This is a genomic window from Gemmata sp. (assembly GCF_051859125.1).
Taxonomy (GTDB): domain Bacteria; phylum Planctomycetota; class Planctomycetia; order Gemmatales; family Gemmataceae; genus Gemmata.
Genome location: NZ_JBHYGG010000096.1, coordinates 1 through 13,106, shown reverse-complemented (window position 1 = coordinate 13,106; position 13,106 = coordinate 1). Strand labels below are relative to the sequence as shown.

Sequence of the window (13,106 nt, the reverse complement as noted above, 5' to 3'; positions counted from 1 at the left end):
CGCCGAGCGAGGGCCAGCGTGGACCCTCGCTCGGCGCTCGGGCTCGGACCAATACCAGTCCACCGGATCCGGCGTCACTCCCCCGGCGGTGCGAAACCCCTAAACCAGTCTGGGGCCGCCGTCCGCAGGGGTAGATCATGTCGGAACAGTGGGACTACAAGAAGGCCGGGCTGGACCTCGCCAAGTACGAGGAGACGATCGCCGGCATCCAGCCGCTGCTGGCCCGGACGCACGACCGCAAGCGGGTGATCCCGCCGCCGTTCCCGCCCCGCAAGGGCGGCAAGGGCGTGGGCGGGTTCGCGAGCCTGTTCGACCTCAACCCCGACGGCCGGTACCGCCACCCGGTCCTCGTCACCTGCACCGACGGCGTCGGCAGCAAGCTCAAGATCGCCGCGCTGATGGCGAAGTTCGACACGGTCGGCGTCGACCTCGTCGCCATGTCGGTGAACGACCTCATCTGCACCGGCGGCGAACCGCTCGTGTTCCTCGACTACCTCGCGATGCACCGGGACGACCCCGAGCTGAGCAAGGCGCTGCTCCAGGGGATCAGCGACGCCTGCGTCGAGTCCGGGTGCTCGCTCGTCGGCGGCGAAACGGCCATCCTGCCGGACTTCTACCAGCCCGGCGACTTCGACCTCGCCGGGTTCGCCGCCGGCGTGGTCGAGCGCGACCGCGTGATCGACGGCCGCGCGATCCGCACCGGCGACGCGGTCGTCGGCGTGGCGTCGAGCGGGGTCCACTCGAACGGCTACAGCCTGGTGCGAAAGGTCGTGTTCGAGGCCGCCGGGCTGAATGTGACGGATCACGTCGCCGAGCTGGGCAGGACCGTCGGCGAGGAGCTCCTCACGCCGACGCGGCTGTACGTGAAGCCGGTGCGGTCGCTGCTCGAATCGGTCGCCCTGGGGGTGGTCCACGGGCTCGCGAACATTACCGGCGGCGGGCTGCCCGACAACATCGGCCGCATCCTCCCGCCGGGGAAGCGGGTGAAGGTGAAGCGGGGCTCGTGGCCGGTGCCGCCGGTGTTCGGGTGGCTCCAGAAGCTCGGGAACGTCGCCGACGCGGAGATGTTCCGGGTGTTCAACATGGGGGTCGGGTTCGCGGTGGTGTGCGAGCCGGACGCCGCACCTGGGGTGATCGCACACCTCGCGAAGAGCAACCTCCCCGCCTGGAAGATCGGCGACGTGACCGACGGCGAGGTGGGGGTGGAGGTCGTGTAAGGACACACGGCTCGCCGCTTATCGGCGCTGCTGCATTGGCGTTCGGGCGAACCCTGAGCGCCAGCGCGTGCGGAGCGCACCCCCTCGCTGGCGCTCAGGGTTCGCCCAGTTCTTTACCACTGCACCCCGGGTGCGCACTGCCCCCTCGCGTCGCCACTTCGCGTCGCGTATACTCGCTCCACTGCCCGCACCACCCCGCGAGGGGTGCGCTCCGCACGCGCTGCCGCCACCGACAGGAACGCTCTCCATGCTCAGCTCGAATTGGCCGCTGCGGGTCGTGGCGCTGGCCGCCGGGGCCGCGGCGCTCGCGTGGGTCGGCACCGGCACCGCACGGCCCCAGAAGGCCGCCGCGCCGCCGGCCGACCCGAGGGCCGAGTTCGCCGCGACCGTGCTGCCGGTCCTCAAGAAGTACTGCAACGACTGCCACTCCACGAAGCTCCAGAAGGGGCACCTCGACCTCGAACGGTTCGCCGCGGTCGACGACGTCCGCAAGGACATCAAGCCGTGGCAGAGCATGATCGAGCAGATCGAGACGGGCGAGATGCCGCCCAAGAACAAGCCGCAGCCGACCGACGCGGAGAAGAAGCAGGTGCTCGCGTGGGTGCGGGCGCTCGTCGAGAGCGAGGCCAGGGCCCGCACCGGCGACCCGGGGTTCGTTCCGCTGCGGCGGCTCAGCAACGCCGAGTACGACTACACGGTCCGCGACCTCACCGGGGTCGACCTGCGTCCGACCCGCGAGTTCCCGGCCGACGGGGCCGCGGGCGAGGGGTTCACGAACGCCGCCGAGGCGCTCACCGACGTGTCGCCGGCGCTGTTCACCAAGTACCTCAACGCCGCGAAGGACATCTCCGAGCGGCTCGTGCCGCTCCCCGACGGGTTCCGGTTCTCGCCCGCGAAGACCCGCCGCGACTGGACCGACGAGGGCACCGCCGCACTCCGCGCCTTCTACGCCGGGCTCGGCCTGCCGGCCGACGGCAAGCTGCCGGTTCAGCCGTACCTCGCGGCGACCGTGAGGCACCGCGACGCGCTCGCCCGCGGGGAGGTCGCGAAGGTCGCCGGGGCCGAGAAGCTCAACGCGAAGTACCTCGCCGCACTGTGGGCGGCCCTGAGTGACAAGGCACCGTCACTGCCTCTCGACGCGGTGCGTGCGAAGTGGCGCACCGCCACGGAGCCGGACGTTCCGGCACTGGCGGCCGAGGTCGCCGCGTGGCAGGCGGCGCTGTGGAAGACGGTCCGCGTCGGGAGCTACGTGCAGGAGAGCTGGGGGTTCGGCACCGCCGGCGCGAAGGGGTACTCCGAGAGCACCGCGCGGCATGTGGCGACCGACCCGCGGGCCGCCGACAGCGTGCCGCTGAAGGTCGGGGTGACGCCGGCCCCGGGCCAGGCCGAGGTGGTGCTGCACCTCGCGGCGCGCGACCTCACCGGCGCGAAGGCCGGGCAGGCGGTGTGGGTGCGGCCGCGGTTGGAGGGGCCGGGCAAGCCGGCGCTGCTCCTGAAGGACTACGCGACCTACGGCCCGGCGTTCGAGGTCGATCTCAAGACGGCGTTCGCCAACAGCGCCAGGTACCTCGCGGCCGCAATCGAACTCGCCAACAACAAGAAGCTGACGCCCGAGGACGCCGCGAAGACGCACGGCCTCGACGCCGCGTTCCTCAAGAAGTGGGCGGCGCTCGTGGCCGTCGAGCCGCACGCGAAGGACGCGGCCGGGAGTGGCCGCAACGTCCCCGTGGTCGCGCTGGAGTTGCTCGACGAGAAGACCCCGCCGGTCGACCAATTCCCGGCGATCAAGGGCTGGCGCAAGAAGGGCACCGAACTCCCGGTGGTGCTCGCGAACCCGACCGACAAGGCCGAGCAGATCCCCGGCCGCGTCTCGGCGAAGACCGTCGCCGTTCACCCGATGCCGAAGGAGTTCGTCGCGGTCGCGTGGAAATCGCCGGTCGCCGCGAGCGTGAAGGTGACCGCGAAGGTCGCGCACGCGCACCCGGCGTGCGGCAACGGCGTCGCGTGGTGGTTCGAGCACCGCCGCGGCGACACGGCGGGTGTGATCGCCGAGGGCGACGTTCCGCTCGGCGGCACCGCCGAACCCGCCGCGAAGGCGCTCAAGGTCGAGAAGGGCGACGTGCTCGTCCTCGCCGTCGACGCGAAGGCCGGTGACCACTTCTGTGACATGACCGAGGTGTGGCTCACCGTCGCCGACACCGAGAACCCGAAGAACGTGTGGGACCTCGCCGCCGACGTCGTCGCGGACATCACGGCCGGCAACCCGCACCCGGACAAGCTCGGCAACAAGGAGACGTGGAGCTTCGCCCGCGGGCCGTCGCGGGCCGTCGGCGGGAAGACGCTGCCGGCCGGAGTGGTCGCGGGCTCGCTGCTGGCGAAGTGGCGCGACGCGGCCGCCGACCCGAAGCGCGCCGGGGAAGCTACCAAACTCGCGGAGCAGGCGCAGGCACTGCTGAGCGGCCCGAGGCCCCTGCAGGACAAGTCGCCGGACCAGACGCTGTACGACGCGCTCGTGGCGAGCGAGGGCCCGCTGTTCCAGGGCATCGACGTCGGTTCGGTCACGAAGCCGCGCGACAAGGCGTCCGCGTTCGGCCTGCCGGCGGAGCGGTTCCGCGGCGAGAACCTCGTCGCGCCGGTCGGCACCGTCACCGAGGTGCGGCTCCCGGCGGCGCTGTTCGTGGGCCGCGAGTTCGTCGCCGACGGCAAGCTCGGCGCGGCCGGCGACGGCGTCGTGATCTTCGAGGCGCTCACGGCCCCGCCCGCCCCCGCCCCGCGGTACGACGGCAAGGGCGCCGTGGTCGCGGCGCCGGCCGGTGCGGCGTACAAGCACCTCGTTGCGGGCGGCGACGCGTTCCGCGCCGTGTTCCCGCTGTACGTGTGCTTCCCGCAGGTGGTGCCGACCGACGAGGTCGTGTCGCTGAAGATGTTCCACCGCGAGGACGAGCCGCTCGTTCGGCTTTTCCTCGCCGACGAGCAGGCGAAGCGCCTCGACGCGCTGTGGGCGGCGCACCGGTTCGTGAGCCGGCAGCCGGTCGCCGAGTTCGACTACCTCCCGCAGTTCATGGCGTACACCACGCAGGACACGCCCAAGGAGTTCCAGCAGTTCTTCACCGACCGCAAGCCGCTGTTCCAGCAGCGGGCCGACGACTTCGTGAAGGAAGAGGAAGCGGCGCACCCGAAGCAACTCGATGCGGCGCTCGCGTTCGCCGAGAGGGCGTTTCGCCGCCCGCTCGCCGACAAGGAGAGGGCCGAGCTGCGTTCGCTTTACCAGGCGATCCGGGGTAAGGGCGCGCCGCACGACGAGGCGCTCCGCGGCGTCGTGGCGCGCGTCTTCGTGTCGCCGGCGTTCCTGTTCCGCATCGAGCACGCGCCGAAGGGCAAGGACCCCGCACCCGTGAGCGACCACGAACTCGCCACGCGGTTGAGCTACTTCCTCTGGGCCAGCGCCCCCGACGACGAGCTCCGCGCGCTCGCGGCCGCCGGCAAGCTCCGCGACCCGAAGGTGCTCGCCGCACAAACCGATCGGATGCTGAAGGACGCGCGCTTGCGGGCGCTGGCGATCGAGTTCGGCACGCAGTGGCTGCACGTCCGCGGGTTCGACGCGCACAACGAGAAGAACGAGAAGCTGTTCCCGACGTTCGACGCCAAGCTGCGGGCCGCGATCTACGAGGAGTCGATCCTGTTCTTCCAGGACCTGTTCCAGAGCGACCGGCCGGTCACCGCGGTGCTCGACGCCGACTACGTCTTCGTGAACGACCTGCTCGCCAAGCACTACGGCATCCCCGGCGTGAGCGGCCCCGAGTTCCGCCGCGTCGACGGCGCGCGGAAGCACGGCCGCGGCGGGGTGCTCGGCCTCGCGAGCGTGCAGGCGAAGGAGTCCGGCGCGTCGCGGACCAGCCCGGTGCTCCGCGGCAACTGGGTGGTCGAGACGCTGCTCGGCGAGAAGCTCCCGAAGCCGCCGCCGAACGTCCCGCAGCTCCCCGAGGAGGAGGGGGCCGACAAGCTCACGACCCGGCAACTCGTCGAGCGGCACACGCGGCAGCAGGAGTGCGCGGTGTGCCACGTCCGCATCGACCCGTTCGGGTTCGCGCTGGAGAAGTACGACCCGATCGGCCGGTTCCGCGAGAGGGACTCGGCCGGGCAGGCGGTGGACGCGAAGTCGAAGCTGAAGGACGGCACCGAGTTCGAGGGGATCGACGGGATCCGCGACTACCTGCTGGCGAAGAAGAAGGACGTGGTGGTGCGCCTCTTCTGCAAGCGGCTGCTGGGCTACGCCCTGGGCCGCGCGGTGACGCTCTCCGACACGGCGCTGCTCGACGAGATGGTGGCCGAGCTGAACCAGAACGGCGGCCGCGTCTCGGCGGCGGTGCGGGCGATCGTGCGGAGCCCGCAGTTCCGCACCGTCCGCGGCGCGGACTTCGCGGAGTGAGAGCGGCGGCCTGGCGAGCAAGGGTCCCAGTGCTTCCGCACCGGGCTAAAGACGCCGGCCCCTCCGGGGCGGAAACCCAAAACGGGGACCCGTGCTCTTCACCCCCGTAGGGGTCGGCGTTCGTAGCCCGGTGCGGAAGCACTGGGACGTGAGGGAACGCGCCCGCGCGCCGCACAGCCGACATGGACGCACCCCCGCGGATCGGGTACGGTACAACCGTCGATGTACCCGCCGCCGAAGGAGCGCCATGTCCGCCGCCGCACCGCCGCTGCCCGCGCCGCTCGTGGCCGCGGTCCGCAAGCACTGGGGGTTCACGGCGCTGCGGCCGCTCCAGGAGCAGGCGATCCGGGCCGCGCTCGCGGGCCGCGACTCGCTCGTCGTCATGCCCACCGGCGGCGGCAAGTCGCTGTGCTACCAGGCCCCGGCGCTGGTCCGCAGCGGCCTCGCGGTCATCGTCTCCCCGCTCATCGCGCTGATGAAGGACCAGGTGGACGGCCTCACCCGCATCGGCGTCCCGGCCGTGCGGCTCGACAGCACCCTCACCGCCGCCGAGCGCACCAGCACGTTCGCCCAGATCCGCCAGGGGCAGGTGAAGCTCGTGTTCACGTCGCCCGAGCGGCTCGTGAACACCGACGTGTACCAGACGCTCCGCGACGCGGGGGCGCACACGGTCGCGGTGGACGAGGCGCACTGCGTGAGCCACTGGGGGCACGACTTCCGGCCCGAGTACCGGCAGCTCGCCCGGCTCCGCGAGTTCTTCCCCGGGGCCGCGGTCCACGGGTACACCGCGACCGCCACCGAGCACGTCCGCCGCGACATCGCCCAGCAACTCGGGCTGCGGTCCCCGGAACTCCTCGTCGGCAACTTCGACCGGCCGAACCTCACGTTCCGCGTGCTCCCGCGGATCGACCTCATGGACCAGGTGCGGAGCGTCATCGACCGGCACCCGGGCGACGCGGGGATCGTGTACTGCCTGCGCCGCAAGGACGTGGACGACATGGCCGCGGCGCTGAAGGCCGCCGGGTACCGGGCGCTGCCGTACCACGCCGGGATGACCCCCGACGCCCGCAAGCAGTCGCAGGAGGCGTTCACCTCGGAGGAGGCCGACATCATCGTCGCCACGGTCGCGTTCGGCATGGGCATCGACCGGTCGAACGTGCGGTACGTCGTCCACGCGGCGATGCCCAAGACCATCGAGCACTACCAGCAGGAGTCCGGCCGGGCCGGGCGCGACGGGCTCCCGTCGGAGTGCGTGCTGTTCCACTCCGGGGCCGACTTCCTGACCCTCAAGGCGATCATCGAGAAGTCGGCCGAGGAGGCGCAGGCCGCGCCCGAGTACGTCGCCGCCAGCGTCCGCCAGCTCGACGAGATGGCCCGGTACTGCCGCGGCGCGACGTGCCGGCACCGGGCGCTGGTGCAGTACTTCGGCCAGCGGTACGAGCCCGAGAACTGCGTCGCGTGCGACGTGTGCCTGGGCGACACGACCGACGTGCCCGACGCTCAGACGGTGGCGAAGAAGATCCTGTCGTGCGTCGCCCGGGTGAAGGAGTCGTTCGGCGCGGCGCACGTGATCGAGGTGCTGCGGGGCTCGAAGAGCGAGGCGATCCGGTCCCGCGGGCACGACCAGCTCACCACCCACGGGCTGCTCAAGGAGGTGCCCAAGAGCGACCTCCGCGACTGGGTGTACCAGCTCATCGGCCAGGGGGCGCTGGTCCAGGCCGGCGACGAGTACCCGGTGCTCAAGCTGAACGCGGCGTCGTGGGCGGTGATGAGAGGCGAGCAGTCAGTGAGGCTCATTCAACTTGCGCGCCGCGAGAAGCGAGCGAAGGGCGCACCGACCGCGGCCAGCGGAGCGCCGCAGCTCGTGGCCCTGCCGCCGGGGGCCGACGGCGAGTTGTTCGAGTTGCTGCGACACCTCCGCCGCAAGGAGGCGTCGGGTGCCGGGGTGAAGCCGGAAATGGTGTTCAGCGACAACGTGCTCGCCGAAATGGCCCGCGCCCGGCCGACCACGGAGGACGCGCTCCGCCGCATCTCGGGCGTCGGCGACTACCGGCTCCAGCAGTTCGGCACGGCGTTCATCAAGGCGATCGCGTTCCACTGCCGCCGCAAGGGGCTGGAGACCAACGTGCCGCCGCCGCGGACCTTCGCCGCCCCCGCGAGGCCGGCGAGTTCGGCCGCACCGTCGGCGAAGAAGCAGCTCGCGTTCAAGCTGTTCCGGGGCGGCGCGTCGGTCGTCGCGGTCGCCGAGAAGCTCGAACTCACGCCCGCAACGGTGAACGGGTACCTGGTCGACTTCGTCGCGGCCGAGAAGCCGGCGTCGATCTTCGGGTGGGTACCGGAGGACGTGTGCGAGCGGGTCGCGGCCGCGGCCGACATCCACGGCACCGGCCGCCTCAAGCCGGTGTTCCTGGAACTCAACGGCGAGGTGGGCTACGACCACATCAGCGTCGTGTTCGCGTTCCTCGCCACGCAACAGGGGTGAGGCGAAGACCGCAAGGGGGGCGCGGGTGAGCAAGAAGAAGCCCGCAGCGCGAAGGGTCGTCCGGGCCGCACCGGCGACCGCCGCGGTGCCCGTCGATCTGCTCGGCGACGTTCGCACGCTGATCGAGCAGGCACGCGAAGCCACAGCACAGGCTGTCAACTCGGCGCTCGTGCTGCTGTACTGGAGCATCGGCACCCGCATCCGCCGTGATCTCCTCCTGGAGCAGCGTGCGGAGTACGGCGAACAGATTGTGCCGACACTGTCGGCACAATTGGCACCCGAGTACGGAAGCGGATTCGGCAAGCGGAACCTGTTCCGAATGATCCAGTTTGCCGAGATGTTCCCTGACTCGGAAATTGTGTCGGCGCTGTCGCGACAATTGGGCTGGAGCCACTTCGTCGAGATCATTTCCCTGAAGAAAGACCTCCAGCGCGAGTTCTCCGCCGCATGGTGACCTTCGAGAGTTTAGAAACGGCACGAAATCTTGGCCGACATGGTCGCTTTCTAAGGGAGAGAACTGACCCATGCTTTCATCTGAGGAAACTGAAAACGAGTACGGCAGGCTCGTGTTTGAGAAAAATCGCTCAATGAGCAGCATCAAGCTCATCGTCATTGGCCTAGTTGTTCTCGGCGGTGTAGTCGCAGGCATCGCGTTTATGTTGGTCGCTGGGGGCAAAAACCCCGCAATTCAGCCAATCGCCATCGTCGCAATCGCGGGCTTCGGGTGCCTGGTTTACGGAACTGTTTGGTACGATCGCATCAACCATCTCCGGTACTTCGAGAATGGGATTGTGCACACTTCTCGAAAGGGAGTCAAATCGGTGCTATTTGATGAGGTCCAATTGTTCAGCTACCACACAGAAGCAAGGAGTATTGGAGTTGCAGGCGGCAAAAGCCACTATACCGGAACCGTGGTGACGATGATTTTCGAGACCGCCCGCCACGAGCGAATCAAGTTCGCAATTGTCGTCCAAGACCCTGAACGCCATCTCGGTAAATTGCGGGATGATATCTCTAGGCGAATGGCAGATAATTGGCTCGAATCTTGGCGAACGGGCGAATCGGTCATCTGGCTGGATGGAGTCCGATTCACCACCGATGGGTTAGCGATCACGCCACGAGGTCTCCTCGGAAGCAAGGAGGAGTTGACGCTCCCTTTCAAGTCCGTCGTCGTAGAATTATCAAACGGAACCTGCTACTTCTCAGACGGTGCTGCGAAACGCAGTTTATTGCGTGTCTCGTCGAGTGCACCAAATCTTTTCCCCGGTTTGGTTCTCCTGGCGCAATTACAGCGCCCCCCGGTGTGACTTGATGACTCCCAGGGTCACAAAGCCGGGGTGCGTGCAAACCGTGTGCGGCCACAAAACGTCCGCCCTGCAATGAGTGAGTACATTCGGGGCGGCATACGCGCTCTGGTCACCGAATTCCGATGTCATCCCGGCCTTCGCTTCACTCCTTCCCCGGCACCGGTTCGGCACCGGGCGGGGGCACGCCGTGGCCGGCCTTCACGTAGTCCGCTCGCAGTGCCGCGTACTCCTCGGGCGTCATGTCTTCGAAGGCGTTGTCGGCGACGGCCGGCCGGCACGCCGCGTTCGCACGCGCCGCCACGCCGCGGTTGAAGATCTGCTTCAGGAACGGGATGCACCACCCGCACCCGGTCCCGGCCCCGGCGCACGCCGACAACTGGCTCGGCACCCTCGGGTCGTTCAGCCGCACCCAGTTCACCAGCTTCCGCTGCGTGACGTGGAAGCAATAACACACCTTGTCGTCGAGGTTCATCGCGGTCCGCCGAATAACACTGTGTCGGGGCACGGGCCGGCCCTATTATCCGGGGGTGAGGCCGCGTCCCGCAACCGCGAAGGTGAGCCGTGATCCAGCCAGTTGTCCTGTGCGGCCTCGGGCGGGTCGGGTGGCGCGTCCTCGAATCGGTCCGCGCCGCCGGGTTCCCGGTCGTCGTCATCGACACCAACATCAGCACCGACGACCCGCGGCTGCAGGGGGTCCGCGCCGTCAAGGGCGACAGCCGCCGCGCCGAGGTGCTCGAGCAGGCGGGGATCCGCGATGCCCGCGGGGTCGTCATCACGACCGGCGACGACCTCGTGAACATTTCGACGGCGATGCTCGCCCGGAAGCTGAACCCGACGACGAAGATCGTGGTGCGGATGTTCAACCGCAACCTCATCGACCGGCTCGCCGGGGCGGTGAAGAACACGGTCGCGCTGAGCGTGTCGGGGCTGGTCGCGCCGATGCTCGCGCTGTCCGCGGTGACCGGCGACGCGCTCGGGGTGTTCAAGCTCGAAGACGGCCCGCGGCAGATCTCTGAACTTGAAGTGGCCGAGGGGTCGGGGCTCGCCGGCCAGACGGTCGGCGAGGTCGCCCACACGCACCAGCTCGTGCCGCTCGCGCTCGTCCGCACCGGGCACGCTCCGGCCCTGCTGCACGACGTGCCGGCCGACGCGGTGCTCGCGCCGGGCGACCGGCTCGTGGTGTGCGGCGCGCCGGCGAGCCTGATCCGCCTCCTCGAACGGGAGCGGGGCGAGTTGCTCCCCGGCGTGAAGTGGGCGTGGCGGCTCCGCCGCTGGGTGCGGACCGTGCGGCGGACGCTGTGGGAAGTGGACCTGTCGGTGAAGATCGCCGCCCCGGCGCTGTTCGGCACGATCCTCGCCAGCGTCCTCGTGTTCCGGTACGGGATCGGGGTCGAGTGGGCCGAGGGGCTGTACCAGACGGTGAGCATCATCGCGACCGGGGCGTCGATGCGCGGCGAGGGGCACTCGGACTGGGCCAAGGTGTTCGTCAGCGTCCTGAAGCTCGCCGGGGCCGCACTCGTCGCGGCGTTCACCGCCATCCTCACGCAGTACCTGCTCCGGGCGAAGCTCAGCGGGGCGCTCGAGCTGCGGTGGGTGCCGGACGGCGGACACGTCGTCGTGTGCGGGCTCGGCAACGTCGGGTACCGGCTCGTGAACGAACTCACCGAGATGGGCGAGCGGGTGGTCGCGATCGACAACCGGGCCGACGGCCCGTTCATCGACACGGTCCGCCGCAACGGGGTGCCAACGTTCGTGGGTGATGCGACCGTCGCCGACGTGCTGCGGCAGGCGCGAGCGGCCGAGGCGAAGGCGGTCATCGCCGCGACGTCGAGCGAGCTGGCGAACCTGGAGGTCGCGCTCCTGGTCCGCGAGATGAACCCGCACGCGCGGGTCGTGGTGCGGCTGTCGGACCCGGAGTTCGCCGAGGCGGTGCGGGAGGCGGCCGACATCCGGCAGGCGGTGTCGGTGCCGGCGCTGGCGGCCCCGGCGTTCGCCGCCGCGCTGTTCGGGGACCGCGTGCAGACGCTCGTCACCGCGGCCGGCCGCACGCTGGTCGTCGTCGAGATCGTCATCGACCCGGACGAGGTCCACCTGCTCGGCCGGTCGCTCCGCGGCGCGGCGCTCGACTACCGGCTGCTCCCGGTCGCGGTCGCCGGCCGCCCGCTCGACGCGGCCCGCGGGGGGCACCGCCTCAAGGTCGGCGATCGGATCACCGTCGTCGCCGAGCTGCCGGACCTGGAGCGGTTCCTGCGGCGCGAGGCGATCCCGCGAACGGCCGCCGCGGTGGTGGACTCGTTCCCGCCCACCGCCCGCGACGCGCTCGTCTCGCTGGTGCGGGTGACGCGGAACTGCGACGCGGCCGAGGCCGAGCGGATCGTGACCGGCCCGTTCGCGCTGGCCGAGGGCGTCACCCGCGGCGAGGCGCAGGAGCTGGTGGAACTCGTCGCCCGCGAGAGGGCCGCGGCGCGCGTCGTCGTCACCGGCGACCCGGGGATGTACGGGACCGCGTGACGGAGCGCGGCCTACTTCAGGAACACGTCGGCGCCGCCGAGGCGGTCGAACTCGGCCCGGAACGCCGCGGTCTGCTCGGGCGTGAGGTCGGTCAGCGGGAGCCGCACCGGGCCGAGTTCGAGGCCGCGGGTCCGCATCAGCTCCTTCGCCGCCGGGAAGTACCCGACGCGGAACATCAGCGCCACCAGTTCCGCGGCCCGGTACTGCAACTCGCGGGCGGCCGCCCAGTCGCCGCGGCCCGCGGCCGCGAGGACGCGGTGGAACAACCCGGCCGCGAAGTTGTACCCGCTGCCGACCGCCCCGCGGCCGCCGAGTGCCACCGCCGCGAGCAACTGCTCGTCCATCCCGTACAGCACGTCGAGCCGCCCGGCCCCGGCCCGCACGAGCCGCTGGAACGTCATCAGGTCCGGGTTGGTGAACTTCACCCCGCGGAGCGTCGGGACGCGCTCGGCGGCCGCGTCGATCCAGTCTGCGACCGGCAGGTTGATCCCGCTGAGGACCGGGATGTCGTAGTAGTAGAACGGCGTGTTCGGGGCGGCGGCCGCCACGTCGCGACAGCACGCGATGAGCACGTCGGCGGTCCGCGGCTTGAGGTAGCTCGGGCACACCATCGCGACCGCGGCGGCCCCGACCGCGTCGGCACGGGCCGCGAGCGCCCGGCAGTCGGCCAGGCAGTTCGCCCCCACGTGGACGACGAGCCGCACCGGCGTTCCCTTCAGCACCTCGGCCCAGCGGACCGTGAGCGCGTCGCGCTCGGCGACCGTCAGCGAGCTGAACTCGCCGGTGGTGCCGCCGGCGAACACGCCGGCCACGCCGTCGCGGACGAACAACTCGGCCTGCTTCTCGACGAGCGCGAGGTTCAACTCGCCGGCGGGGGTGAACGGGGTGAGGGCGGCGGGGACGAGCCCGACGAACGGCGCGTGTTCCATGGGTGCGGCTCGGAGTGGGGAGGGCGGCGCGACGTGATTATACTTCGAGCAGCGGGGAGCGAGCCGCGTTGGCGAGTCGGGAGCGTCCCCGCCCGGGGAAACGGTTCTCCGGGGGCGGGCCCCCCCCGCGGGCGGCCCCCCCGCGGCCGTTCTATATTTATGGGTCCCCCCCCCACATGGCCCTGAGCTCCTTCCAGAGCGGCCGAATGGACGCATCAGCAACTGCAACCG

The 13,106-nt window shown here is 70.4% G+C and carries 8 protein-coding genes; 6 read left to right on the top strand and 2 right to left on the bottom strand.

Features of this window, described 5'->3' with window-relative positions:
* The first annotated feature begins 137 nt into the window (after positions 1–137).
* The 5 genes from purM to ACTIGN_RS10525 all read left to right on the top strand — a co-directional run bounded on the left by purM (position 138) and on the right by ACTIGN_RS10525 (position 9,435).
* Positions 138–1,217, top strand: a complete 1,080-nt coding sequence (purM, locus tag ACTIGN_RS10545; RefSeq protein WP_439623560.1) for a phosphoribosylformylglycinamidine cyclo-ligase — start codon at positions 138–140, stop codon at positions 1,215–1,217.
* A 247-nt stretch (positions 1,218–1,464) separates the two neighbouring features.
* Complete coding sequence (locus ACTIGN_RS10540; RefSeq protein WP_439623558.1) at positions 1,465–5,646, top strand: DUF1592 domain-containing protein; 4,182 nt, start codon at positions 1,465–1,467, stop codon at positions 5,644–5,646.
* Positions 5,647–5,893: 247 nt separating this feature from the next.
* Positions 5,894–8,128, top strand: a complete 2,235-nt coding sequence (gene recQ / locus ACTIGN_RS10535; protein ID WP_439623556.1) for a DNA helicase RecQ — start codon at positions 5,894–5,896, stop codon at positions 8,126–8,128.
* Between the two features lie 25 nt (positions 8,129–8,153).
* Positions 8,154–8,582 (top strand): DUF1016 N-terminal domain-containing protein, encoded by a 429-nt coding sequence (locus ACTIGN_RS10530; RefSeq protein ID WP_439623554.1) that lies wholly within the window; start codon positions 8,154–8,156, stop codon positions 8,580–8,582.
* A gap of 70 nt (positions 8,583–8,652) precedes the next feature.
* Positions 8,653–9,435 (top strand): hypothetical protein, encoded by a 783-nt coding sequence (locus ACTIGN_RS10525; RefSeq protein ID WP_439623552.1) that lies wholly within the window; start codon positions 8,653–8,655, stop codon positions 9,433–9,435.
* Positions 9,436–9,577: 142 nt separating this feature from the next.
* On the opposite strand, the gene ACTIGN_RS10520 is transcribed toward ACTIGN_RS10525, so the two are convergent.
* Positions 9,578–9,907: a (2Fe-2S)-binding protein gene (locus ACTIGN_RS10520; protein WP_439623550.1), complete on the bottom strand. Its 330-nt coding sequence runs from the start codon at positions 9,905–9,907 to the stop codon at positions 9,578–9,580.
* A gap of 89 nt (positions 9,908–9,996) precedes the next feature.
* Here ACTIGN_RS10520 and ACTIGN_RS10515 point away from each other — a divergent pair, with 89 nt between their 5' ends.
* Positions 9,997–11,946 (top strand): potassium channel family protein, encoded by a 1,950-nt coding sequence (locus ACTIGN_RS10515; protein ID WP_439623548.1) that lies wholly within the window; start codon positions 9,997–9,999, stop codon positions 11,944–11,946.
* A gap of 11 nt (positions 11,947–11,957) precedes the next feature.
* Here the strand turns inward: ACTIGN_RS10515 and ACTIGN_RS10510 are convergent, their stop codons facing one another.
* On the bottom strand, positions 11,958–12,875 hold the full coding sequence (locus tag ACTIGN_RS10510) for a dihydrodipicolinate synthase family protein (protein WP_439623546.1): 918 nt from the start codon (positions 12,873–12,875) through the stop codon (positions 11,958–11,960).
* Positions 12,876–13,106 lie beyond the last annotated feature (231 nt).